Source organism: Corynebacterium marinum DSM 44953 (genome assembly GCF_000835165.1).
Taxonomy (GTDB): Bacteria; Actinomycetota; Actinomycetes; order Mycobacteriales; family Mycobacteriaceae; genus Corynebacterium; species Corynebacterium marinum.
The window spans coordinates 2,423,846-2,449,309 of sequence record NZ_CP007790.1 but is presented as its reverse complement, the minus strand read 5'-3'; the positions used below and the strand labels follow the sequence as shown (position 1 = coordinate 2,449,309).

The window sequence follows — 25,464 nt, the reverse complement described above, 5'->3', positions numbered from 1 at the left end:
GGGGCGCCCGTCCCCGCCGAACTCCCGCACCGTGCCGTCGAGGTTGTCGTCGTCGACCCCGGCACCCCACGCGGACCCCCGGGATCCCTTCGGGCGCCAGCTCCCCGTCTCCGGAACAGGCCCCATCCGTCAGATCGATCATCTCGCACCGCTTGTGCGGCGCCCCAGGCGGACGCGCAGGGCGCCATGAGGGTGGCGGGGGAAGTGACCGGCAGGCCCACCCCGAGGAACAGCCGCCCGAACAGACGCGGGTTGAGAGCGCTCCCGGTGAGTGCGCCCCGAAATTCGTGCCGGGGGCACTACCCTAGTTCCGGAGATGACTCGAAAGGTGGAGCCACCAGAAGTGAAAAACAACGGAGACGACGACGTGCGCGAGATGCTGCAGCGAATCCTGCTGCCCAGGAAGGGCGAACCGCACGATGTACGGATGCTCTACCTTATTGAGGCGGAGCAGAACAAAGAGCGCCTGACCTGGGGGGATCGTGTCACCGTGACCGTTCCCGCGGGTGCGGAGGCCTCCTTCCAGACCTACTTCAACGCTTTCCCCGCCAGCTACTGGCGCCGCTGGTCGCAGCTGGAGCATGTGCTCCTGCGCATGAATGTGGCCGGCACCGCCAGCATTGAGGTGTACCGCTCCAAGATCGACGGGGCCCGCGTGGCGGTCGCCGGGAACCTGATTACTGACGATGTGGCGGAATTCACCATTCCGCTGTCCCACTTCGAGGACGGCGGTTGGGTGTGGTTCGACGTCACCGCCGAAACGGACGCCACCATCACCGAGGCGGGCTGGTTCGCCGACCGCGCGCCGGGTCCGCAGATCATGCCGGACGGCACGGAGGTCGGACCCTTCGAGAAGCGCGCCACCGTGGGCATCCCCACGTTCAACCGCCCCCACGATGCCGTCGCAGCCCTGCGGGCACTCGGCGAGGATCCGCTCGTCGACGCCGCCATCGACGCGGTCGTCATGCCGGACCAGGGGAACCGGCACCCTGCCGACGAACCCGGTTACGACGAGGCGGTCGCCCACTTCGGGGACCGTTTCCACGAGTTCCGCCAGGGCAACCTCGGCGGCTCCGGCGGTTACTCCCGCATCATGTACGAGGCTCTCGGCGACGGCCCGGCCGGCGCTGCGCAGTCCCCGTACATCCTCTACATGGACGACGACATCGCCATCGAACCGGACTCTGTCCTGCGTGCCCTGCAGGTCGCCCGTTACGCCAAGTCGCCGATGCTCGTCGGCGGGCAGATGCTCAACCTCCAGGAGCGCAGCCACCTGCACTCGATGGGCGAAGTGGTCGGACGCCGCGACTTCATGTGGACCTCCGCGCCGCACGTCCACTACGACCACGACTTCTCCCGGCACCCGCTGTCCGACCGCGGCGCCTACGGCGACGACCCGGACGCCCCGAACTCCCGCGACCTGCACCGCCGCATCGACGTGGACTACAACGGCTGGTGGATGTGCATGATCCCGCGGGTGGTCGCCGAGAAGATCGGCCAGCCGCTGCCGCTGTTCATCAAGTGGGACGACGCCGAGTACGGCCTGCGCGCCGGGGTCCACGGATTCCCGACCGCGACCTGGCCGGGCATCGCCATCTGGCACATGGCCTGGTCGGACAAGGACGACGCCATCGACTGGCAGGCATACTTCCACCTGCGCAACCGCCTCATCGTGGCCGCTCTCTACCACGACGGCTCCGTCGACGGCATCATCCGTTCCATGCAGAAGGCCACCATCAAGCATCTGCTGTGCCTGGAGTATTCCACCGTGGCCATCCAGAACGAGGCCATGAAGGATTTCCTCGCCGGCCCCGGCCAGCTCTTCGACATCCTGGAGACCTCCCTGCCGCGCATCGCCGCGATCCGGAAGAACTACTCCGACGCGGTGGTCCTCCCGTCCGCCACCGACCTTCCCGCCCCCTCCGGGGCGCCGGGCGTCCCGACCAGGGACATCGGCGGACGCCTGGCCAAGGTGAAGAAGGCGGCCTGGTTGCTCAAGGGGCTGAAGCACTCCCTGGGCAAGGAGGACCCGCGGCACCACGAGACGCCGCAGGCCAACCTCTCGCCCATCGAGGCCCGCTGGTTCTCCCTCTCTCGTCTCGACGGCGCGACCGTCACCACCGCCGGCAACAACGGCGTCGCCTACCGGCGGCGCGACCGCGAGCTGGCGGAGAAGCTGCTCAAGGAGAGCCGGGCGCTCCAGAAGGAGATCACCGGGCGGTTCGACGAGCTGCGCGGCACCTACCGCGCCGCCCAGCCGGAGCTGGTCAGCCGGGAGTCCTGGCGGAGGATCTTCGGATGAGCCGGGAAGTGGATCTCCTGGTCCGGCTCCAGGATGAACTCTTCGAGCGGCCGGGCGTGGTGCGCACCGCCACGGCGCTGTCCCATTTCGGGGAGCATTCCCTCGGCTGGTTCGCTTTGTCGGGGACGGGGGCGGCCGTCGACGGGCGCCGCCGCCGCCAGTGGCTGGCGTTGGGCGCCTCTGCGTTCACCTCCCACGCGGCTTCCGTGGTGATCAAGCGCATCGTGCGCCGCACGCGTCCCCACGACCCCCGCATCCGGGTGGGCGTCGGCACGCCCTCGCGGATGTCCTTCCCCTCCTCCCACGCCACCTCCACCGCCGCGGCGCTGACGTCGCTGGCGGATCTCACCGGTTCCCGCTTGCCGCTTCTGGGCATTCCGGTGATGATGGTGTCCCGTATGGTGCTGGGAGTGCACTACCCGACCGACACACTGGCAGGGGCGGTGCTGGGTGCCGCGACTGCCAGGGTCGTCTCCACAATCGAGAGGAAAACCGCGTGAGCGAGGAACACCTGGCGGAGGAAAGAACGGGGATCTTCTACCCGGAACCGCACACCGAGGGCATCGACAACACCCGCAAGCGGCGTCCGCCGAAGAACCTCCCGGACGCCATGCTCAAGGCGTTGCGCCCCAAGCAGTGGGTGAAGAACGTCCTCGTCGTCGCGGCCCCCGCCGCGGCCGGCGCGGAGGCCCTCACCGACGGGCGCACGCTTCTCGACGTCCTCCTGGCCTTCGTCGTCTTCTGTCTGGCCGCCTCATCGATCTACCTGGTCAACGACGCCCGCGACGTCGACGCCGACCGCGAGCACCCGACGAAGCGCTATCGCCCGATCGCTTCGGGCATGCTGCCCATCAACCTGGCGTATGCGATGGCGGTCATCCTCATCGTCGCCGCCGTGGGCCTGTCCTTCCTGGCCTCCTCCGGCTGGGGGCTGGCTGCTGTGGTCAGCGTGTACATTGCGCTGCAGCTCGGCTACTGCTTCGGCTGGAAGCACCTGCCGGTCATCGACATCGCGCTGGTCTCGTCCGGTTTCATGCTGCGCGCCATGGCCGGCGGCGTCGCCGCAGGCATCGAGCTCTCGCAGTGGTTCCTGCTGGTCGCGGCCTTTGGTTCACTGTTCATGGCCTCCGGCAAGCGCTACTCCGAGCTGCTGCTCGCCGAACGCACCGGCAAGAAGATCCGCCGTTCCCTCCAGGGTTACACCCCGACCTACCTTCGTTTCGTATGGACGCTGGCGGCGACGGCCGTGGTCATGAGCTACGCCCTGTGGGGCTTCCAGCTCTCCAACGCTGTCGAGGGCATGGCGAGCATCTGGTACCAGGTCTCCATGGTGCCGTTCACCATCGCTATCCTGCGCTACGCCGCGGACGTCGACCGCGGCGACGGCGGTGCGCCGGACGAGATGGCGCTGTCCGACCGGGTCCTCCAGGCGCTCGCCCTGTTGTGGATCGTGTGCATCGTGATGGCCGTCTACCTCGTGCCGGCGCTGTAGGCGCGGGACGGTCCCCGGTGGTTCCCGGACCGCACCCGTCCCCCTGCTAACATCTGCCGCATGACCACGGCTGCCGGGTTGTCCGGTCACTCTCCCAGCACGACGCGCCAGAACCGGACCGCCCGGGCATCCCTGACCTTGTGGACCGGGGTGGCCAGCGCGGTCCTCGTCGCCGTCCTCGCCTTTGCCGGGGGCTGGCAGCGCCGCTGGATGAGCGATGACGGGCTCATCGTCCTGCGCACCGTGCGCAACCTGCTGGCCGGCAACGGCCCGGTGTTCAACGCGGGGGAGCGCGTCGAGGCCAACACCTCCACGCTGTGGCAGTACCTCATCTACCTGGTGGCCCTGGTCACGGACGCCCGCCTGGAGATCATCGCCCTGTGGCTGGCTCTGCTGTTCACCACCGCGGCCCTGGGGCTGGCGGCGTGGGGGACCACCCGCCTCTACCGGCACCGGGTCTCCCTGCTGCTCCTGCCGGCCGGCGGGCTGGTCTACCTGGCGCTGCCTCCGGCGAGAGATTTCGCCACCTCCGGCCTGGAGTGGGGGCTGAGCCTGCTGTGGATCGCCGGCCTGTGGTGGCTGCTGGTCAGCTGGGCGACCCGGAAGGAGCCCACGGGCCGGCACCACTCCGGGCCGTGGCCGGAGACCGTCACCTACTGGCTGGCTTTCTGGGCGGGACTGTCCTGGCTGGTGCGTCCCGAGCTCGCGCTCTACGGCGGCCTCACCGGGCTCCTCATCCTGTTCTCCGCCGCCGGTTGGCGGCAACGGGGGCTGATCCTCGCGGCCGCCCTGCCTGTGCCCGCCGGTTACCAGATCTTCCGCATGGGTTATTACGGCCTGATCACCCCGCATACGGCTGTGGCCAAGTCCGCCGGGGACGCCGAGTGGGCCGACGGCTGGGCCTACGCCCGGGACTTCGTCGACCCCTACTGGCTGTGGCTGGCGCTGGTCGTCGTCCTCATGCTGGGGGCGGTGACCCTGTGGCGCTTCTCCACGCCCGCCTCCGGCACCCCCGCCGCGCCGGTCACCGGCCGCGCTCGACTGCGCACCCCCGCCGCCGCGATCGGCCTCATCCTCCTCGCCGGCACCATCCACCTGCTCTACGTGCTGCGGGTCGGCGGAGATTTCATGCACGGGCGCATGCTGCTGCTGCCGCTGTTCGCGCTGCTGCTGCCGGTGGCCGTCGTGCCGTTGTCCGACCTGCGCCGTTCCCTGCCGCGTTTCGACCTGCTGGCCGCCGCCGGGTTCTCGGTGCTCTCCGCGTGGGCGGTGAGCACCGTCATCACCGGGCACCCCATCGACTGGGAGACCGACTACGAGGAGCTGGGTATCGTCGACGAGCGGGACTTCTGGACCTTTGCCACGTACCGCGAGAAGGGGAACCCGCCTCTCGTCTCGGAGGATTTCCTGACGGCGCGGGCCATGAACGACTATGTCGACGTGGCGCAGCGGACTCTGGCGGAGGACGCCGGACTGATGTCCCAGATCCTCACCGGTTCGGAGTCGGCGCCGTTCTCCTGGACCACCACCCCCCGCGTCCCCCGCGCAGCGGCGGCCGAGGACACGTCCGGGCTGGCGTCTCTGCAGCCGACCGTTTACCACGTCAATCTGGGCATGACCAGTATGAATGCACCGCTCGAGATGCGCGTGCTCGACACCGTCGGCCTGACCACCCCGCTCGCCGCCCGTCAGCCCCGGGATCCGGACGCCCGCGTGGGCCACGACAAGTGGTTGCCGCATGAGTGGCAGGCCGCCGACACGGCGGTTCCCCTGGACGGCCTGCACGGCTGGTACGACCGGGAGGCTACGGGGCTGGCGCGCCAGGCCCTGCAGACCCCGGCCGTGGCGGAACTTCTGGCCACCTACCGCGAGCCGATGAGCGTGGACCGTTTCCTGGCGAACCTCCGCTTCTCGCTCACAGAAGGTCGTACGCTGGAATTCAGCCTCGATCCGGCGGAGGTCATTGAGGAGCACGGTCCCGTCCAAACCGGTGTCAGGGTCGCGTGGCCGGGGGGAAATTTCACCTGAAAAGCCCAGGTGAGGCGCCGGAAAGTCACGGTTCAGTAACGAACAAATGAGCTTTTCGTTACGTATTGCTCTAGAGTTACACGCAGTAGGGGCAGACAGATGAGCGCTACCCGCTCGGTAACGAACTGGCAGGCATCGTCGATGAACCCCACAGCGCCACAACTGCACAACGCCCAGCCGAGGAGAATCATGTCCCATCTAACCGGAGCCCGTCGCGTGAGCCGAACAGCCCTCGCGGCGCTCACCGCCTTCGCCACCGCACTCGCCCTCATGGTGTCCGTCGGTGCCGGCGTCGCGAACGCCGACAACCGCGGCTGGCTGCGACCGGACTCGACCGGATCCTGCGACTGGGACCCGGTCGCGCACTGGGTCCAGCGCTGCGACGTCTGGTCCCCGTCGACCGGGGCCAACATCGGCGTCCAGATCCAGCCCGCCGCCCGCGGCGGCAACGCGGGTTTCTACCTGCTCGACGGCCTCCGCGCCACCAACAACGCGAACGCCTGGACCGTGGACGTCAACGCCCCGGCGGTGTACAACGACTCCAACATCACCCTCGTGATGCCGATCGGCGGCGCGGGCTCCTTCTACGCGGACTGGGAGCAGCCGGCCACCTACGACCTCAACAACCCGGTCACCTACCAGTGGGAGACCTTCCTCACCTCTGAACTGCCGGCCTACCTGGCGCAGAACTTCGGCGTGGCGCCGGACAACAACTCCATCGCGGGGCTGTCGATGGGCGGCACCGCCGCGCTCAACCTCGCCGCCAAGCATCCCGGCCAGTTCCGACAGGCGCTGTCCTGGTCCGGGTACCTGTCCACCACGATGCCGGGCATGCAGACGATGATGCGCGTCGCGCTCCTCGACGCCGGCGGCTTCAACATCAACGCCATGTACGGCTCGATGGTCAGCCCGCGCCGTTTCGAGAACGATCCCTTCCTCAACATGGACGGCCTGCGCGGCAAGGACGTCTACATCTCCGCGGCCACCGGCCTGTGGGGCCCGGAGGACGCCAACTACCCGGTGAACCTCAAGCTCTCCGCCACCCCGCTCGAGATGCTGGCGCGCGTGTCCACCCGCCTGTTCGAGGGCAAGGCCCTGGCCACCGGCGTCAACGTCACCACCGACTACCCGCTGACGGGCATCCACAACTGGAACCAGTTCGGCAGCCAGCTGTACAAGACCAAGGGCCGCGTCCTGGACGTCATGAACGCCTGGTAGCCGCAGTCCTGTGGGACGGGCACCTCCGGAGGGCGGCACACCGCCTTCCGGGGGTCATTTTTCTTCCGCCCCCTATCGGCGTGGCCTACCCTAAACTCTCAAGTACAACTTAAACTTGTCTTCGACCACGGCTGGGACCCACATCCTTCGCCTCCGGTGAGACAACTCAACAGACATTCCGCCGACGGGAGACGTCGGGACGGAAGCGGGCGTCGATACGCGCATTGTCCGGGGGAGGGGAACCCCCGGACGGTGGCGGCCCCTTCCGGCCCCCGTCCCCGCCTGCACCCACATCCTCGAGCAGCAAACAAGGACAGATCCCATGCGCGACACCGCATCCCGTTCCCCGCAGCGCCGCCGAACCTGGCTCGCCGCCGCCGTCCTCCCGACGACCGTGGCCCTCGGCATCTCCATGGCGCCGGCGGCCCCCGCCCAGATCTCCTCCGGCAGCAGCCTCTCCGATTCGATCCGCCCCTCCGACCCGCCGCAGCGCACCCCCGTCTCCACGGAGTACCCGGATGTCCAGGGGCTGCCGGAGGGCGTCGATGTCCAGCGCATCGAGTGGATCACCAACCGCCGCATCGCCCTGTTCATCCAGTCCGCGGCAATGCCGGACGAGCTGATCCAGGTGCAGATGCTGCTCGCCCGCGACTGGCACCTGGACAAGGACCGCACCTTCCCGGAGGTGTGGGCCATGGACGGCCTCCGCGCCCGTGAGGACGACAGCGGCTGGACTATCGAGACCAACATCGAGCAGTTCTACGCCGACAAGAACGTCAACGTGATCCTCCCCGTCGGCGGCGAGTCCTCCTTCTACGCGGACTGGCAGGAGCCGAACAACGGCAAGCACTACAAGTGGGAGTCGTTCCTCATGAAGGAGCTGGTCCCCGTCCTCGACAACGGTTTCCGCTCCAGCAAGAAACGCGCCATCTTCGGCCTGTCCATGGGCGGCACCGCCGCGATGAACCTCGCGCAGCGCCACCCGCACATGTTCGAGTTCGTCGGCTCCTTCTCCGGCTACCTGGACACCACCTCGCCGGGCATGCCGGAGGCGATCCTCGCCGCGCAGACCGACGCCGGCGGATACGACGGCCGTGCCATGTGGGGTGCGCCAGGCAGCCAGGGCTGGGTCGACCACGACCCGAAGCTGGGCATCGAGGCGCTCAAGGACATGAAGGTCTACGTCTCCGCCGGTTCCGGCCGCGATGACTTCGGCGAAGCCAACTCCGTGGCCACCGGCCCCGCCAACGCCGCCGGCATCAGCCTGGAGATCCTCTCCCGCATGACCTCCCAGACCTTCGTCGACCGCGCCCGCGCCGCGGGGATCGAGCCGACCGTCCACTTCCGCCCGTCCGGCGTCCACGCCTGGCCCTACTGGCAGTTCGAGATGGCCCAGTCGTGGACGGAGATCGCCAATGCCCTGGGCCTGTCCGAGACCGACCGCGGCGCCGACTGCATCGCCATCGGGGCGATCGCCGAGGCCACGAAGTCCGGCGTCATCGGCTCCTGTGTGAACGACGAGTACGCCGTCGAGGACGGCGTTCGCCAGGACTTCCGCAGCGGCGTCGCCTACTGGTCCCCGGACACCGGCGCCCATGCCCTCGTCGGCGCGATCAACGCCCGCTACCACCACATCGGCGGCCCTTCCGGCTGGCTCGGCTTCCCGAAAACCAGCGAGCAGGTCACCCCGGACGGCGTCGGCCGCTACGTCCACTTCGAGAACGGCTCCATCTACTGGACCCCGGCCACCCGCGCCTACGAGATTCCGGCCCCGATCTTCGAGAAGTGGGGTTCCCTCGGCTGGGAGCGCAGCGAGCTGGGCTACCCGGTCGCCGCGCCGATCGACGCCGCCGGCGGCCAGATCCAGCAGTTCCAGAACGGCTTCATCACGGTGGACGCCGACGGACAGACTCACTGGGTCAAGGGCGAGATCGCCAAGAAGTACGGCGCGCTCGACACCGCGAACTCCGCGCTGGGCCTGCCCACCTCCGACGAGCGGCTCATCCGCGGCGGCGCCTACCAGGAGTTCGAGAACGGCAACATCTACTGGTCCCCGGTCACGGGTGCCCGCATGATCAAGGACGGCGCCATCTTCGACCACTGGGGCACCAAGGGCTGGGAGCAGGGCGAGTTCGGCTGGCCCACCGCCGACCAGACCACCATCCCGGCCGGCGGCGAAACCGTCCGCTTCGAGAACGGCGCCATCAGCGAAGTCAACGGCCGAATCCAGGAGGAGCGGAACTAATCATGCGAATTCCGGCGAAGACCGGGTTGCTCGCCGCCGCGTTGGCGGGCGTACTCACCCTCACCGCCTGCGGCGGCGCCACGGTCGAGGATGAGCCCGCCACGGCCACCTCGGTGGCTCCGCTCGAACGTGCCCCGAAGACGACATCCGCGGCCGCGTCGGAAAGCGAAGAAACAACGACGACGCAGCGCACCCCCGTACGGCCCGCCGACCCGCAGCCGCAGGATCAGGGCGCCCGTGAAGTCGACGAGATCCCCCCGCAGGAGGTTCCGCGTTCACCGGAGGATGTCGCCTTCCTCGGTGACCTCTCGGACGAGGGCATCGACATCGACGGGGTCGAGGATCAGCTCATCGGCACTGCCGCGACCGTGTGTGGTGACGGCGGCAACGCCCTCACCGCGGCGACCCTGCCGGCCGTGGCCGGCCAGCTCGTGGAACAGGGCCGGACGGACAAGACCGTCGACGAGGTGGCGGCGCTCATCGAATCCGCCGCGAAGAACACCTACTGCTAGCGGAAACTGAGACCTGACACATGCGTAAGCTGTTGACCATTCTGTCGGTGTTGATCCTGGTGCTCCTCATCGGCGTCGGCACGTTCCGCTTCCTGCGCTCGGGGGACAGCGGGGATATCCCCCTGCCGCCCGGGCTGCCGGAGCCGACGGAACTGCTCCAGCCCGAATGGTGCCCGGATGTCGAGATCATCGCCGCTCCGGGCACCTGGGAATCTGCCCCCGGAGACGACCCCTTCAACCCGACGGCCAACGAATACAGCTTCATGTTGTCGATCACCCGGCCGCTGCAGGAGCGTTTCAACCCCGACGACGTTAAAGTATGGACGCTGCCGTACACCGCGCAGTTCCGCTCCATCAACTCGCAGCAGGAGATGACCTACGACGAATCCCGGCAGGAGGGGCAGGCCGTCCTGGAGACCGAACTGGTCACCATGCACGAGCAGTGCCCCCGCACGGAGTATGTTCTCGCCGGTTTCTCGCAGGGCGCCGTCATCCTCGGCGACGTGGCCAGCCAGATCGGGCAGGGCGCCGGTGTCATCCCGGCCGACCGCATCAGGGGTGTCGCCCTGATCGCGGACGGCCGCCGGGAACCTGGTGTGGGCCAGAACCCCGGCACGTACGTCGACGGAGTCGGCGCGGAGGTTGCCCTTCAGCCGCTCAACCTGCTCGTCCAGCCGGTTGTCCCCGGCGCCACCATGCGCGGAGGCCGCGTGGGCGGCTTCGGGGAACTCCAGGACCGCACCTTCGACATCTGCGCACCCAACGACAGTATCTGCGACGCACCCCGGGACGTAGGCAACGCCCTGGACCGGGCGCTGGAGCTCGCCTCCGCCAACGGAGTGCACGCGCTCTACGCCAGCAACCCCGAGGTCATCCCCGGCACCACCGCGAACGCGTGGGTGGTGGAGTGGGCCAGCGGCCTCATCAACCAGTGACGGGGGTAACGGCGGCTACGCTCCGTTTTGTAACGAATGGATCTCGGCCGGGGACTAACAGGACGGGTGTCTGCTCTGTTAGGTTGGCACAATAAACACACGTATCGTCCCGCCAGCGGGAATTCGACAAGGAGAAGCATGGACCTTCAAGCGGCGATGAGCCAGTTCTTCAACGACAAGGGCGAGATCGTCCTTGCGCCGCAGCTGACCCTGGCGGGCCTGGCCGAACTGATGTACCAGGGTGATCTGCAGCTCGGCGGGGGCGAGCGCCACTGCCTGCGGTTCTGGGACTTCTCCGAATCCCGCGAAGGTGTCCCGGTCGATTTCACCCGCACCGAGATCAACACCCGCATCAAGGCTGTCGCGGCGCGTCTGCAGCAGGTGGGCAAGATCGGCGACCGCGTGGCCATCCTGGCGAACAACTCGCCGGAATACCTCTTCGGATTCATCGGCGCGCTGTACGCGGGCATGACCCCCGTCCCGCTCTACGACCCCTCCGAGCCCGGCCACGCCGACCACCTCAAGGCCGTCTTCGCCGACTGTGAGCCGACCTTCGTGCTCACCAACACGGCCTCGGCGGCGGCGGTGCGCGAGCATTTCGCGGACCTTCCGTCGCGTGAGCGCCCCCGCATCCTCTCGGTCGATTCCCTGCCGGACACCCTCGCGTCGTCCTACATGAACCCGATGATGACGCTGCAGGGTCAGCAGCTCATGGCCTCGGCGAGCACCATGCCGGTCGACCAGCCCGCTTTCCTGCAGTACACCTCCGGTTCCACCCGGACCCCGGCGGGCGTGCAGCTGACCAACCGCTCCATCCTCACCAACGTGCTGCAGATCTTCACCGCCGCGCGCCTGCGGATGCCGCTGCGGCTGGTGGCCTGGCTGCCGCTGCACCATGACATGGGCATCATCCTGGCGGTGTTCGTCACCATCCTGGGCCTGCCGAACGAGATCATGGCCCCGCGGGACTTCATCCAGCAGCCCAAGCGCTGGATCGACCAGCTCAACCGCCGCGACTCCGATGACGGTGTGTCCATCTACACCGTCATCCCGAACTTCGCCCTCGAGCTCGCTGCCCGTTACGGCAAGCCCAAGGATGGGGAGACCCTGGACCTCTCCGCCATCGACGGGATCATCATCGGTTCCGAGCCGGTCACCGAGAAGGCCCTCAACTCCTTCACCGAGGCCTTCGGCCAGCACGGACTGGCCACCAACGTCCTGCGCCCGTCCTACGGCCTGGCTGAGGCGTCCCTGCTGGTGACCACCCCGCAGACCGCCGAGCGCCCGCTGATCTCCCACTTCAACCGCGAGAAGCTCGCGGAGGGCGTCGTGGAGTTCGTGGAGAAGGGCTCGGAGCTGGCCGTGGCGTTCGCCTCCAACGGCCAGGTCGTCCGCCCGCAGGCCCTGACCATCGTCGACCCGGAGACGAAGGCCGAGCTGCCCGACGGGCAGGTCGGCGAGCTCTGGGTCAAGGGCGATAACCTCGCCGCAGGCTACCTGGGCCGCGAGGCCGAGACCGCGGAAACCTTCCGGAACACCCTCGGCGAGCGCCTGCCGGAGTCCCGCGTGGAAGGTGTCTCCGACGACGGCTGGCTGGCCACCGGTGACCTGGGGGCCATCGTCGACGGCGAAATCTACATCACCGGCCGTCTCAAGGACCTCATCGTGATCGCCGGCCGTAACCATTACCCGCAGGACATCGAGTTCACCGTGATGAACGCCTCCGACCACGTCCGCCCGGACTCCCTGGCGGCGTTCTCGGTGACGAGCGAGGACTCCGCCGAGTCCACCGAGCAGCTCGTCCTGGTGATCGAGCGGGATGAGAAGGCAGATCCCGCCGGAGACGCCGCCGCCGCCGAGGCGATCCGCGCCGCGGTCACCGCCGCCCACGGCGTCACCCCGGCAGACATCCGTTTCGTCGGCCCGAACGAGATCCAGCGTTCCTCCGCCGGCAAAATCGCCCGCCGGGTGATTCAGAAGGCGTATCTGTCCGAGGCCTGACCCGGACTGGAACGACCAGACAAATGTAACGAAGGGATCCACACAGGCGATAGCGTCCCGTACGAAAAAACTGTGCTGGACAAAAGATGGAAAAGGAAGACCGCGCACATGAGTGAGAGCCCCACCCCCGCGACGATGACCGTCGAGCAGCTCCGCGGGTGGCTCCGCGACTGGGTGGTCCAGGTGTCCGGGTTGAGCCCGGAGGAAATCACCGACACCAAACCCATGGAGAACTTCGGCCTCTCCTCCCGCGACGCGGTCATCCTGTCCGGCGCACTGGAGAACCTCCTGGGCGTGCAGCTGGACGCGACCATCGCCTACGAATACCCCACCATCCAGGCACTGGCGCAGCGGCTCGTCGACGGTGAGCCCGCCTCCCGCCAACGCACCCGCCCCCGCGCCCGCCACGCCGGCGGCTCCTCGCAGACCCCGGGGACCCACGACATCGCCATCATCGGCATGGGCGGCCGGTTCCCGGGCGCGGACACCCTGGAGGAGTACTGGTCCATGCTCGTCGAGGGCCGCGACGGCACCGGCGAGCTGCCGATCGGCCGCTGGTCGGAGTACTCGGGGGAGGAGGTCATGTCCGCCAAGATGGCGGAGCAGCCCCTGACCGGCGGATACCTCAGCGATCTCGCCAGCTTCGACGCGGAGTTCTTCGGGCTCTCGCCCCTGGAGGCCGCCAACATGGACCCGCAGCAGCGGATCATGCTGGAGGTCACGTGGGAGGCGCTCGAGAACGCCCACCTCGCGCCCAACACGCTGCGCGGCGCGCCCGTCGGAGTGTTCCTGGGTTCCTCGAACAACGACTACGGCATGCTCATCGCCGCCGACCCCGCGGAAGCACACCCCTACGCCCTGACGGGCACGGCCAGCTCGATCATCCCGAACCGCATCTCCTACGCCTTCGACTTCCGCGGACCGTCCGTGAGCGTGGACACCGCGTGCTCGTCCTCGCTCGTGGCGGTCCACCAGGCGGTCCGTTCGCTGCGGGACGGCGACTCGGATGTCGCCGTGGCCGGCGGCGTGAACATTCTCGCCTCCCCGTTCGTCACCACCGCCTTCGGTGAGCTCGGCGTGCTCAGCCCGACGGGCCACATCCACGCCTTCTCCGACGACGCCGACGGTTTCATCCGCTCCGACGCCGCCGGCGTGGTCGTGCTCAAGCGCGTCAAGGACGCCATCGCCGACGGCGACGAGATCCTCGCCGTCATCAAGGGGTCCGCCGTCAACTCCGACGGCCACTCCAACGGGCTGACCGCCCCCAACCCGGACGCCCAGATCGACGTCCTCAGCCGCGCCTACGACGACGCCGGCGTCGACCCCGCCGAGGTGGACTACATCGAGGCACACGGCACCGGCACCATCCTGGGCGACCCGATTGAGGCCACCGCCCTCGGCGCCGTGCTCGGCGACGGCCGCGACCCGAAGCACCCGACCCTGCTGGGTTCGGTCAAGTCCAACATCGGCCACTCCGAGTCCGCCGCGGGCGCAGCCGGCCTGATCAAGGTCGTCCAGGCCATGCAGCACGGCGTGATCCCGCCCTCCCTGCACTTCGCCGCTCCCAACCGCTACATCGACTTCGACGCGGAACGGCTCGAGGTCGTCGAGGACCCCCGCGAGTGGCCCGGTTACTCCGGGCACAAGGTCGCCGGAGTCTCCGGCTTCGGCTTCGGCGGCACCAACGCACACGTGGTGGTCAGCTCCTTCGACCCGGCGGACTACGAGCCGGAGCTGCAGACGCCGGTCGAGGCGCAGCTCGTCGACCCGGAGCACCCGCATGCGGTCCTGCTGCCGGTCTCCGGCCTGCTGCCCTCCCGGCGCCGCCAGGCCGCCGCCGACGTCGCCGACTTCCTCGAGGGGCGCCCCGACACCGACCTGGTGCCGCTGGCGCGTTCCCTGGCCCGCCGCAACCACAGCCGCTCCCGCGCCGTCGTCAACGCGCAGACCGTGGAGGAGGCCGTGAAGCGCCTGCGCCAGGTCGCCGACGGCAAGGTGTCGGTGGGGATCACCGCCGCCGACTCCCCGTCGGCGGCCGGCCCGGTATTCGTCTACTCCGGCTTCGGCTCCCAGCACCGCAAGATGGTCAAGGAGCTGGTCGCCGCCTCGCCGATGTTCCGGGCCCGGCTGGCCGAGCTCGACGAGCGGGTCCAGTTCGAGTCCGGCTGGTCGATCCTGGAGATCGTCGCCGACGACGAGCAGACCTACGACACCGAGACCGCCCAGGTCGCCGTCACCGCCATCCAGATCGCACTGACCGACCTGCTGGCCGCCTTCGGCGCGAAGCCCGCGGCCGTCATGGGCATGTCCATGGGCGAGATCGCCGCGGCCTACGCCGCCGGCGGCCTCACCGCCGCCGACGCCATGCAGATCGCCTGCCACCGCGCCCGCCTCATGGGCGAGGGGGAGAAGTCCCTGCCGGAGGACCAGCTCGGCGCGATGGCCGTGGTCGAGCTGTCCACCGGCCAGCTCACCGAACTCAACGCGGACGAGGCTTTCGCGGACATCGAACCGGCCGTGTACGCGGCACCGGGCATGACCACGGTGGGCGGACCCCGCGACCAGGTCACCGCGCTCGTCGAGAAGCTCGAGGGCGAGGGCAAGTTCGCCCGCCTGCTCAACGTCAAGGGCGCCGGCCACACCAGCGCGGTGGAGCCGCTGCTCGGCGAGCTCGGTTTCGAGACCGCCGGCATCACCCCGCAGCCGCTGCACACCCCGCTGTTCAGCTCCGTCGACCGCGGCGTGCTCCACCAGCCCGGGGAGACCGTCCACGACACCGACTACTGGCTGCGCATGACCCGCCAGGCCGTCTACTTCCAGGACGCCACCGAGGCCGCCTTCGCCCACGGCCACACCATGCTCGTCGAGATCGCCCCGAACCCCGTGGGGATCATGGGCATGATGAACACCGCTTTCTCCGTGGGCAAGCCCGACGCCCAGCTGCTCTTCGCCCTCAAGCGCAAGGTCGGCGAGGTCGAGGCCCTGCGGGACCTGCTGGCCAAGCTCTACGCCGCCGGCGCCCCCGTCGACTTCTCCCTGGTCTACGGCCCCGGCGAGGTCCTGCCGGCGCCGCACATCACGTGGAAGCACCAGCGTTACTGGACCAACGCACGCCCCGCCAGCCACCGCCCCGCGGAGCTGCCGGGCCAGCGGGTCACCCTGCCGGGCGGTGTCGTCGCCTTCAGCACGGACGCCAACCAGGTGCCCTCCGCCCTGGCGTTGCTCGAGCGCGCCGCCGAGGCCGTCCAGCCGGGCGCGCAGCTCGTCGCCGCCGAGGAGTACGCGATGCTTCCGGCCACGGGGGAGATCACCACGGTGGTCACCCGGGGCGTGGGAGGCGTGACCGTCACGGTCCACGGCGTCTCCGGAACCGGCACGACCCTGCTGGCGGAAGGTTTCGCCACCTCCCTCAAGTTGGGCGTCCCGTCGGCCCTCCCGGGTGTGCAGCCTCTGCCGGAGACCCCCGCAGAGGCGGCCGCCGCGGCCGACGACGCCGGGGACCTCGACATCGAGGAACTCCGCTGGGACCCGGCCTCCGGGGAGACGGTCGAGGCGCGCCTGCGCGCCATCGTCTCCGAGTCGATGGGCTACGACGTCGACGACCTGCCGGGTGAGCTCCCCCTCATCGACCTGGGCCTGGATTCCCTCATGGGCATGCGCATCAAGAACCGCGTGGAGAATGACTTCCAGATCCCGCCCCTGCAGGTCCAGGCGCTCCGCGACGCCTCCGTCTCCGACGTCGTCAAGATCGTCGAGGACGCTGTCGCCGCGCAGCAGAACAGTGGCACCCCGCTCCTCGAGCCGGTCGTGTCCGCCGCCGACGTCGAGGAGGCGGAGCAGGACGTGCGCGAGACCCCCGAGCCGGAGCAGGGCGAATCCTCCCAGGGGGTCGGCGTCGCCCCGCGCGACGCCGCCGAGCGCATGGTCTTCGGCACCTGGGCCACCATCACCGGCAAGGCGCCGGCGGGTGTGACGACCCGGTTGCCCGAGGTGGACGCGGACGTCGCAGAGCGGATCGCCGAGCGGCTGTCGGAGCGGGCCGGCCTGGAGATCACGGCCGGCCAGGTCACCGGCGTGGACACGCTGGAGCCGTTGGCCAACATCGTGCGCGAAGCCCTGGAGACCGAGGTCGAGGGCAACATCCGCGTCCTGCGGGCGCGTCCGGAGGGTTCCGCGAAGCCGAGCGTGTTCATGTTCCACCCGGCGGGCGGCTCTTCCGTGGTGTACCAGCCGCTGGCACGCCGGCTGCCGGAGGACATCCCCGTCTACGGCGTCGAGCGCCTCGAGGGCACCCTCGAGGAGCGGGCCGCCGCCTACGTCGACGAGATCCGCGGGTACTCCGCAGGCCACCCGGTGGTCCTCGGCGGCTGGTCCTTCGGCGGTGCGCTGGCCTACGAGGTCGCGCACCAGCTCAAGGACACCGACGTCGAGGTCGCCTACATCGCGCTGCTCGACACCGCGCAGCCCTCCGAGCCGATCCCGGACACGATGGAGGAGACGAAGGCCCGCTGGGAGCGGTACAGCGATTTCGCGAGCCGCACCTACGGCCTGGACTTCCCCGTCCCCTTCGAGATCCTGGAGACCGCCGGCGAAGAAGCCATGCTCACCATGCTGGAGCAGTTCCTGGCCACCACCGACGCTTCCGAGCACGGCCTGGCGGCGGGTGTGCTGGAGCACCAGCGCGCCAGCTTCGTGGACAACCGGATCCTGGACAAGCTCGACTTCGCCCGCTGGGCCGAGGTGGACGCGCCCGTCCTGCTCTTCCGTTCTGAGCGCATGCACGACGGAGCCATCGAGCTCGAGCCGCGGTACGCGCATGTTGACCCCGACGGTGGCTGGTCGGCTATCGTTGACGACCTTGACATCATCCAGCTGAAGGGCGATCACCTCGCGGTCCCCGACGAGCCGGCCATCGGCGTCGTGGGCGCGCACATGGCCCGGCGCATCGAGCAACTGGACGACTAGCGGAAACGAATCGAGTGGTGATCTGTGACTGACACGTCAACCGCGGCCAAACTGGCTGACCTGCGCGCCCGCCTGGAGCAGGCGCGCGACCCCGGCAGCGAACGCGCCCGGAAAAAGCGCGACGAGGACGGCCGTTCGACTCCCCGTCAACGCATCGCCTCGCTTCTCGACGAAGGCTCCTTCGTCGAGATCGGCGCCCTGGCCAAGACCCCGGGCGTGGACGACGCTGTCTACTCCGACGGCGTGGTCACCGGTTACGGGCGTATCGACGGCCGTCCCGTCGCCATCTACGCCCACGACAAGACCGTCTACGGCGGCTCCGTCGGTGAGACCTTCGGCCGCAAGGTGGTCGAGGTCATGGAGATGGCCATCAAGGTCGGCTGCCCGGTCATCGGCATCCAGGATTCCGGCGGCGCGCGTATCCAGGACGCCGTGACGTCCCTGGCCATGTACTCTGAGATCTCCCGCCGCCAGCTCCCGCTCTCGGGCCGCAGCCCGCAGATCTCCGTCATGCTCGGTCGCTCCGCCGGTGGCGCCGTCTACGCGCCGGTGACCACCGACTTCGTCATCGCCGTCGACGGCGAGTCCGAGATGTACGTCACCGGCCCGAACGTCATCCGCGAGGTCACCGGCGAGGACGTCACCTCCGCGGAGCTCGGCGGCGCCCGCCAGCAGGAGCTCAACGGCAACATCTCCATGGTCGTTGATTCGGAGGACGAGGCCTTCGACGCCGTCCGTGACCTCCTCGACCACCTGCCCCTGACCTGCCACGACCCGGCGCCGGTGTTCGCCGCGCCCAGCGACGAGGACGTCGCCGACGAGCCCGCCCTCGACCTGTTCATGCCCGACGACTCCAACGCCGGCTACGACATGCTGGATCTGCTGGTCCAGCTCGGCGATGACGGGCACCTGGTGGAGATCCAGGCCAACTACGGCCCGAACCTGATCACGGCGTTCGGGCGTATCGACGGCCGCGCCGTCGGCTTCATCGCCAACAACCCCATGCACCTCGCCGGCTGCATCGACGCCGACGCCGCCGACAAGGGCGCACGCTTCATCCGCACCTGCGACGCGTACAACATCCCGCTCGTCTTCGTCGTGGACACCCCGGGCTACCTGCCCGGTGTGGATCAGGAGAAGGCCGGCCTGATCCACCGCGGTGCGAAGCTCGCCTTCGCCCTGGTGGAGGCCACCGTGCCGAAGGTGACGCTCATCGTGCGCAAGGCATACGGTGGCGCCTACGCCGTGATGGGGTCCAAGAACCTCAGCGGTGACATCAACTTCGCGTGGCCCACCGCGCAGATCGCCGTCATGGGATCCGCCGCGGCGGTCGTGATGATCCAGGGCAAGCAGCTCGCGGCCGCCCCGCCGGAGCAGCGTGACTACCTGAAGAAGCTCTTCATGGACTTCTACGACGAGAACATGACCTCACCCTATGTCGCGGCGGAACGCGGTTACCTGGATGCGATGATTCAGCCGCGTGAGACGCGTCTGGCGTTGCGTCGGGCGTTGCGTCAGCTGGCCACGAAGGACGAGCAGGATCTGTCCAAGAAGCACACGATCATGCCGATGTAGATGTGTGGGGGCCCAAGTCGGGGACAGGGCGGGGTGTCGGGGGTTATTCTGACCCTGACGGATGATCACCCCGGTTGTTGTTGAGTTCTCTTGTTCCGGGGTCTGCCGGTGGAGTCAGGCCACGGAAGGATCAAGCTCATGCGAGGTGCGGATACCAGACCCCGGTTCCTTTTCGTCAACGAGAACATAGGGGGGCACCGGACCGTGCACCGCGCGTTCCGGAGGATTTTCGCGGACCGGGGCGACATCGAGGTGGAGTTCCTGGACGGTGGGGAGCCGGGTCTGCTCGGCAAGCTGCTGCGTGCCCCGGTTCCAGGTCTGGCACGGTTTGACCTCGACCTTCAGCCGTTGCGTGGGCAGTTGGTGCAGTCGTGGATGATGCGGCGGCGGGTGCGGGAGCGGTTGGCTGCCGGCGGGATCGATGCGATGCACGTATACACGCAGAACACGATGCTCGGTGGGGCAGGTCTGCTGCGTTCCGTGCCCACGGTGATCACCACCGACAGCACGGGCCGGCTGAATGTCTTCAGCATTCCCTATCGGAAGCCGACCCGGTTCACCGGGCCGATGAGCAGGGTCAACCCCTTTTTTGAGCGACCGGTACTGCATTCGGCGACGAAGGTGTTCGCGACCTCGGAGAAAGTAATGAAGTCGCTGTGTTCGGCGGATTACCGCGTTTCCCCGCAGAAGGTCGCGCACCTGGAGAAGGGGGTGCATTCCCCTTATCTCACGCAGCCTGTCCCCGTGCGTGATCCCGGTCGGCAGACGGACATCGTCTTCATCGGCACGACGCTGGAGCGTAAGGGAGGAAGGCTGCTGCTGGATATCTGGCGTGACGAGCTGAAGGACCGGGCGGATCTGACCCTGATCACGCTGGAGAAGGTGCCGTCCGAACCGGGGTTGACCGTGATCAACGATCTGGTGCCGGGGGACGGGAGAATCTGGGACATCCTCGCCGGGGTGGACATCCTGTGTTTCCCCTCGGTGATTGACCAGGCTCCGAACGCGATCCTGGAGGCGATGGTGGCGGGGCTGCCGGTCATCGCCCACCCGACGGGGGCGATCCCCGAAATGGTGGTGGACGGTGAGACTGGTTTTCTGGTCGATTGCCGTCAACGGGAGGAGGTCGCCCGGGCGTTGCGGATACTGGTCGATGACCCCGGGTTGCGTCAGCGGATGGGTGAGGCGGGACATCAGCACGTGCGCAGGCGCTACAACATGGTGGACACGGCGACAGTCATCGTGAACGAATTGCTCGCCGCCGTTGGGCGCCACCCGGAGGGCGGAGCCCTCCCCTCGGGAGTCCCTGGCGATGCGGGCCCCACCCGGTTCCGGATCCACGACACCGTCGATCAGGAGCTCGAGGAGCAGTGGGAGGATCTCGCACAGAGACACTCCACCCGATTCTCTTCCCGCCCCTCTTACGGGTTGAGTTGGTTCAGGGCCCTGGGTAAAGGGGATCTGGCGGTGGCGACCGTGCACCAGGGAAATCGGCTGGTGGCGTTGCTGCCGCTGCATGCCCGCTCTCGGGCGGGAATCTTCGTGCACCGGCTGCTCGGCCACGGCCGGGGCACCATCGGGGAGGCGCTAGCAGAAGACACCGCGTCCCTGGATGAGCTGGTGGTGGGGCTTCACCATGCCGGGGTGGTGCTGGAGTTGACGCATCTGCCCGAAGATTCGCCATTGACCAGGGCCCTGCTGGATCATGGCGGGTGGACCGTCGAATACGAGACGGATGAACATTGCCCGGTCATCGACCTTCCGCCCGGTAGTACGCCGCGCGACGTCCGCAGCGGAAAAACGCTCCGGCGTTTCCGGGTTGCGAGGGAACGCATCGGGGAGCAGTTCGGGCCCGTGGGTTTCGTGGTGGTCCGGACACCGGAGGAGCTTCGGGAGGCCTGGCCTGAGATGGCGCGGGTGGCCCGTATATCCCGTGAGGCGGATCCGGACCGACGCGTCAATCTGCTCGGGGATGGGTATGGGGACTTCGCGGAGCATTTTCTGACCCGCGAGGCGGAGGGTGGCCAACTCCTGGTCGTCGGCCTCACCGTGGGCTCCACCTGGGTCGGGGTCAACATCGCCTTCCAGACGGGGGGGCGGGTAGAGGGATGGTTCACCCGATTTGACCCTGCGTACAACCGGCTTCTTCCCGGGCACCAGATGCTCGAGCACCTGGTCGCGCTCCACGATGATCTGGGGTTCACAGTTGTCGATGAAATGATTGGACGTGGAGCCTATAAACAGGACTGGCAAACCTCGGAATACCGGGTGGGCACCGTGGTGGCGGCCCCAGCCGCCCGTTCCCGGATGATTCCCCTGGTCAGGAAGATCAACGAGATAACGGGCTACCTCCGCCGCGGGGCGGGGTGGGTGCGTCACCGGGTTCCCGACGCCACCCGGTCCGGTGAGAACTGATGAACACCATTGCGCAGCCGAGCGGTGCGCTCCGGAGAGGCGGTAGGTCGGAGAACCGACTCCTGCTTAGCAGCAGCACAGCGCTCATCCTCGGGCGGCTGACCACGGCAGTCTTCGGATGGGCGGGAAGTGTCGTTATCGCCCGGACGCTCACGGGTGATGACTGGGGGCGTTACTCGTTCGTCTTCGCGTTGCTCGGCATCATGAACGTGGTAACCGACCTCGGAGTGGGCCGTGTCGTGCTTTCCCGTCTGGGATCGGGCAGACCCGAGGAGGAGTCGGAGATCGCTGGTTCGTTCATTGCCCTCCGCGCCCTGCTGGGGGGAATCGGTTACCTCCTGGCCCTCGGCTATGTGGTCATCTCGGGGTTATCTCCCCCCGTCATGGCGGCCGCTGCCCTGGCAGGAACCACGATCGTTCTGGCGACACCGGCCAACGCCTTCTTTGTCCTCTACCAGAGCCGACTCCGCCTGACCTATGTCGCTGTCTGGGACATAATCGGGCAGGCGGCACAGTTCGCCTTGACTGTCCTCGTTGCGGTTATGCATCCGACGCTGCTCGCCTTCATTGTTCCTGCGGTCATCAGGGCGGTCATCGTGTTTACGGCCCGAGGGGTATGGTTGCCGAGCCTCTTCGAGCCCGGTTTCCGGCCATCCTTCCGCGCGGCCACCAGCTACTGGGGAGAGATGCTGAAAGAGGCCGTCCCGATCTCTCTCGGCCTCGGGTTGCTGATTATGGCCAGCAGAATCGACATGATGATGCTGGAGAAACTCGACACCTACGAAGCCGTCGGGCTGTACGCGATCGGCTACAAGTTCTCGGACCTGCTTGCACTAGTCGTCGGCACCCTCGCGGTTCCCTTCACCACCGTTCTCATCGCGTCATGGCCAGACAAACCCGACAAATTCCGTGAGCGCCTCTTTCAGGCGGTCGCCGTGGCGGCCATGTTGGGTGGACTCGCCGTAGTTGTCTTCTGGCCCAGCTCCCGTGCACTGATCACCCTCTTGTATGGACCCCAGTTCGCAGGGGCGGCAACTTCAGCCGCTCTGCTGGTGACCAGCAGCGCCCTGGCAGGCCTCACCTTTGTGGTCACCTCAGCCCTGATCGCCGCGAGGAAGCTCCGCATCTTTCCCTGGCTGGCGGCGGTGGGGCTCCTGCTCAATGTCGGCCTCAACCTGGTGCTGATTCCGCTCTGGTCGATCGACGGTGCGGCGGTGGCGACGCTCATCACAGAACTGACGATGATTCTGACCATGCTGCTCCTGCTGCAGGAGAGCCTCGGCGTCCCCGGAATAGCTCCGTGGGGTCTGCTCGTCCGACAGTCGCTCATCGCGGCGGCGGTGGCGACACCGGCGACTCTCCTGGTCCTTGAGACCGGTGTCGCCTGGATTCTCGTCGCTGTGGTGAGTGCAGTGGTTCATCTTCTCATCTCTGCGCTGGCGGAAGGCCGGGAAAGTGCAGCCATTATCGACCATGCCCGTTCGTTCCTCGGCAGACGGCCTGCCGACTGACGGCAAACGTGGGAAGAAGGAGGATAACGTGGCAAACGAACCCCTGAAAGGCACCGGAGCACGGAGACTCCGTAGACTGGCGGACCCTGTGACCAACCGTCTCGGAGGGTCGGGGGTGGTGTTGGCGTACCATGATATCCTCCCCGATTCATCCGTGCCGTATCTCTACGCCGTGCGGAACTCCGTGTTCCGCGAACAGGTCACGACGGTCGCCGGGCTCGGCTATGAGTTCGTTCATCTCTCGCATCTGGCGGAGAATCTCGTCAACGGTCAGCCGGTCTCCGGAAAGGTCGCCATCGTCTTCGACGATGCCCTGGTGGGGGTCCACAGAAATGCGCTTCCCTTCCTCCGGAGCAGGCGGATCCCCTGGACCTTGCTGCCGGTGACCGCTTGCCTAGGCATGCACCCGCCCTGGTGGGGAAAGGCGGACAGGACGATGAACCTGAGCGAGATACAGGATGCCGTGGCCGCCGGGGCGGAGTTGTGCTCCCACACAGCGAACCACGTCTCGCTCCCGGCCATGGATCGGGGCAGGGCACAGGATGAACTTGTCCGGTCCCGGGAACTGTTATCGGAATGGGGAGGCAGGGAGGTCGTGGACCTCTGCTATCCCTTCGGCCACCAGAATGAGTGGGTGAGGGAACTGACGAGGGAGGCCGGATACCGCACCGGATGGTCGTTCACCAACGGACGGTGCCATCCCGACGACGACCCCTTCACCCTCCGTCGGATGGCTATGCGCGATGACATGCGCGGACTCGGCTGGGTAAAGTGGCTGCTTCGTCCACGTTGGACCTGGCCGGCTGTGCAAGACGTGGAGCCGGAAAGCTGGTGGAAATGATGACCGCCATCGTAGTGACAGCGGTGGTAGGCGTCCTGCTTTTTCTGGTGGCCACCAGAAGACCGCAGTGGGGTCTCATTACCGTGGCCGCCCTGGTTCCTTTTCATGGCCTTCTGTTGATCATGCCCGCGGCAGCCCCGTTCTGGAAGGAAGCGGCGGTACTTGCCGTCGCCACGGCTGGTTTCTTCGCCCCCCGCCCCAGGGAACGGTTCACCGTCGTCCCGTGGCTGGTCCCGGCCCTGGTCCTGGTCCTGGTGGGTGCAGTGTCCGCCCTCGTGGTTCTGGGAACTGCGGCAGCCTTCCCGGTGAAGATTGCGTTCTTTTACCTCATTCCAGCTGTGGTGGTCTATTTCTTCCCCTTCACCCGGGCAGACAAAGACCTGCTGGTGTCCGTCCTCATGGGGACCGGACTGTTCAGTGCTCTCTTCGGCCTGTGGCAGCAGGTGGCGGGTGGGTACCGGCTAGCCACCCTGGGTTACGAGTGGAATGAGCATATCCGGACCGCAGGTCCGCTCCTCCGCAGCTTCGGAACATTCAACCAGCCGTTTCCCTTCGGGTTCTACATGATGCTTGTCCTCACCGTCGCGGGAGCTGCGGCCCTGGCACAGCCCGGCCGGTTACGGTCCAGACTCTTCTGGGTGATAGCCCCGATTCTTCTGCTGGCCATGGCCTCCTCGGTTGTCCGGGCCAGTTTCCTGGGGTTGATCGTGGCGTTGGTGGTGGTGGGGGTGGTTCTTTATCGCCGACTGCTCGGATATTTCGCTGCCGTACTCGTTGTCGCCCTGCTCCTGACGCCGGTGGCCCTTCTTGCCGACCGGCAGGGGGTGTTGGCAACCATGGTGTCTTCGAGCAGCCTGCAGCAACGTGGCGGGCACTGGTCGCTCACGCTTCCACAGATGCTGGTCCGTCCTTTCGGCGGGGGACTCGGCACGACCGGTTCCTCCGCAGAGAAGGTTGCGGAGACCGTCGGCCCTCTGGTCCGGGAGTACCAGCCTGACAACCAGTATCTGAAGATCGGGCTTGAACTCGGAGTGTGGGGGCTTTTCCTCTACGGGGTGGTGGTCGTGGTGGCAATCGTCGTGCTGCTCCGACTCATCAGGGTTCAGAAAGATGCATTCGAGCGGGGCTTCACCGTGGGGGTCCTGGGGGTGACCGTAGCCGCCTGTGCCGCGGCCGCGTTCTCCACCTACCTCGAGATTTTCCCCTTGGACTTCTACTTCTGGCTGCTGCTGGCCTGCGCGGCATCGGTGCCCCGGGGAGAAGCCGCCCTGGTCGGGGGGTGGTCCCCGGCCGGACGGCCGGTCCCCCGTAACGGCATCCCGTCCGTTGTGGACGAAAAGCTGTGATGGCGTTCCGCGAAAGTGAGGGCAACAGGTGCGATTATGACGGAAAACACTTTCCACGGGCGCTTTCTGTAGTAGTTT

General features: G+C 67.6%; 15 protein-coding genes. All 15 read left to right on the top strand.

Annotation, left to right across the window (positions count from 1 at the left end; genetic code table 11):
• Positions 1-316 precede the first annotated feature (316 nt).
• The 15 genes from B840_RS11515 (at position 317) to B840_RS11445 (ending at position 25,386) form a co-directional block, all read left to right on the top strand.
• On the top strand, positions 317-2,302 hold the full coding sequence (locus B840_RS11515; RefSeq protein WP_042622249.1) for a glycosyltransferase: 1,986 nt from the start codon (positions 317-319) through the stop codon (positions 2,300-2,302).
• Positions 2,299-2,802, top strand: a complete 504-nt coding sequence (locus B840_RS11510) for a phosphatase PAP2 family protein (protein WP_042622248.1) — start codon at positions 2,299-2,301, stop codon at positions 2,800-2,802. Before B840_RS11515 ends, B840_RS11510 begins: the two co-directional genes overlap by 4 nt.
• Positions 2,799-3,794 carry a decaprenyl-phosphate phosphoribosyltransferase gene (locus B840_RS11505; RefSeq protein WP_052491189.1) on the top strand — a complete coding sequence of 332 codons (996 nt, stop codon included), beginning with the start codon at positions 2,799-2,801 and terminating at the stop codon, positions 3,792-3,794. Before B840_RS11510 ends, B840_RS11505 begins: the two co-directional genes overlap by 4 nt.
• 60 nt (positions 3,795-3,854) lie before the next feature.
• A complete protein-coding gene (locus tag B840_RS11500) occupies positions 3,855-5,822 on the top strand; it encodes an arabinofuranosyltransferase AftB family protein (protein WP_042622247.1) in 1,968 nt (655 codons plus the stop codon).
• Positions 5,823-6,011: 189 nt separating this feature from the next.
• Positions 6,012-7,040 (top strand): alpha/beta hydrolase, encoded by a 1,029-nt coding sequence (locus tag B840_RS11495; RefSeq protein WP_042622246.1) that lies wholly within the window; start codon positions 6,012-6,014, stop codon positions 7,038-7,040.
• Between the two features lie 322 nt (positions 7,041-7,362).
• Complete coding sequence (locus B840_RS11490) at positions 7,363-9,285, top strand: alpha/beta hydrolase-fold protein (protein ID WP_042622245.1); 1,923 nt, start codon at positions 7,363-7,365, stop codon at positions 9,283-9,285.
• Positions 9,286-9,287: 2 nt separating this feature from the next.
• Entirely contained in the window at positions 9,288-9,797 is a 510-nt protein-coding gene (locus tag B840_RS11485) for a DUF732 domain-containing protein (protein ID WP_042622244.1), read from the top strand.
• Between the two features lie 20 nt (positions 9,798-9,817).
• Positions 9,818-10,732: a cutinase family protein gene (locus B840_RS11480; RefSeq protein WP_042622243.1), complete on the top strand. Its 915-nt coding sequence runs from the start codon at positions 9,818-9,820 to the stop codon at positions 10,730-10,732.
• Between the two features lie 138 nt (positions 10,733-10,870).
• Positions 10,871-12,733 (top strand): FadD32-like long-chain-fatty-acid--AMP ligase, encoded by a 1,863-nt coding sequence (locus B840_RS11475; protein ID WP_042622242.1) that lies wholly within the window; start codon positions 10,871-10,873, stop codon positions 12,731-12,733.
• 108 nt (positions 12,734-12,841) lie between these two features.
• A complete protein-coding gene (pks13, locus tag B840_RS11470; RefSeq protein WP_042622241.1) occupies positions 12,842-17,698 on the top strand; it encodes a polyketide synthase Pks13 in 4,857 nt (1,618 codons plus the stop codon).
• A gap of 24 nt (positions 17,699-17,722) precedes the next feature.
• Positions 17,723-19,273: an acyl-CoA carboxylase subunit beta gene (locus B840_RS11465; protein ID WP_042622240.1), complete on the top strand. Its 1,551-nt coding sequence runs from the start codon at positions 17,723-17,725 to the stop codon at positions 19,271-19,273.
• Between the two features lie 204 nt (positions 19,274-19,477).
• Complete coding sequence (locus B840_RS11460; RefSeq protein ID WP_229676621.1) at positions 19,478-21,688, top strand: GNAT family N-acetyltransferase; 2,211 nt, start codon at positions 19,478-19,480, stop codon at positions 21,686-21,688.
• Complete coding sequence (locus B840_RS11455; protein WP_084603018.1) at positions 21,688-23,199, top strand: oligosaccharide flippase family protein; 1,512 nt, start codon at positions 21,688-21,690, stop codon at positions 23,197-23,199. Before B840_RS11460 ends, B840_RS11455 begins: the two co-directional genes overlap by 1 nt.
• A 28-nt stretch (positions 23,200-23,227) precedes the next feature.
• Positions 23,228-24,040 carry a polysaccharide deacetylase family protein gene (locus B840_RS11450; protein WP_229676620.1) on the top strand — a complete coding sequence of 271 codons (813 nt, stop codon included), beginning with the start codon at positions 23,228-23,230 and terminating at the stop codon, positions 24,038-24,040.
• Positions 24,037-25,386, top strand: coding sequence for an O-antigen ligase family protein (locus B840_RS11445; RefSeq protein ID WP_042622238.1), 1,350 nt, complete (start codon positions 24,037-24,039; stop codon positions 25,384-25,386). Before B840_RS11450 ends, B840_RS11445 begins: the two co-directional genes overlap by 4 nt.
• Positions 25,387-25,464 lie beyond the last annotated feature (78 nt).

Excerpts from the sequence above, each read along its gene's own strand:
- B840_RS11495 (WP_042622246.1), top strand. The coding sequence starts at position 6,012 with ATGTCCCATCTAACCGGAGCCCGTCGCGTGAGCCGAACAGCCCTCGCG.
- B840_RS11500 (WP_042622247.1), top strand. The coding sequence starts at position 3,855 with ATGACCACGGCTGCCGGGTTGTCCGGTCACTCTCCCAGCACGACGCGC.
- B840_RS11455 (WP_084603018.1), top strand. The coding sequence starts at position 21,688 with ATGAACACCATTGCGCAGCCGAGCGGTGCGCTCCGGAGAGGCGGTAGG.
- pks13 (WP_042622241.1), top strand. The coding sequence starts at position 12,842 with ATGAGTGAGAGCCCCACCCCCGCGACGATGACCGTCGAGCAGCTCCGC.
- B840_RS11485 (WP_042622244.1), top strand. The coding sequence starts at position 9,288 with ATGCGAATTCCGGCGAAGACCGGGTTGCTCGCCGCCGCGTTGGCGGGC.
- B840_RS11510 (WP_042622248.1), top strand. The coding sequence starts at position 2,299 with ATGAGCCGGGAAGTGGATCTCCTGGTCCGGCTCCAGGATGAACTCTTC.
- B840_RS11475 (WP_042622242.1), top strand. The coding sequence starts at position 10,871 with ATGGACCTTCAAGCGGCGATGAGCCAGTTCTTCAACGACAAGGGCGAG.
- B840_RS11490 (WP_042622245.1), top strand. The coding sequence starts at position 7,363 with ATGCGCGACACCGCATCCCGTTCCCCGCAGCGCCGCCGAACCTGGCTC.
- B840_RS11445 (WP_042622238.1), top strand. The coding sequence starts at position 24,037 with ATGATGACCGCCATCGTAGTGACAGCGGTGGTAGGCGTCCTGCTTTTT.
- B840_RS11515 (WP_042622249.1), top strand. The coding sequence starts at position 317 with ATGACTCGAAAGGTGGAGCCACCAGAAGTGAAAAACAACGGAGACGAC.
- B840_RS11480 (WP_042622243.1), top strand. The coding sequence starts at position 9,818 with ATGCGTAAGCTGTTGACCATTCTGTCGGTGTTGATCCTGGTGCTCCTC.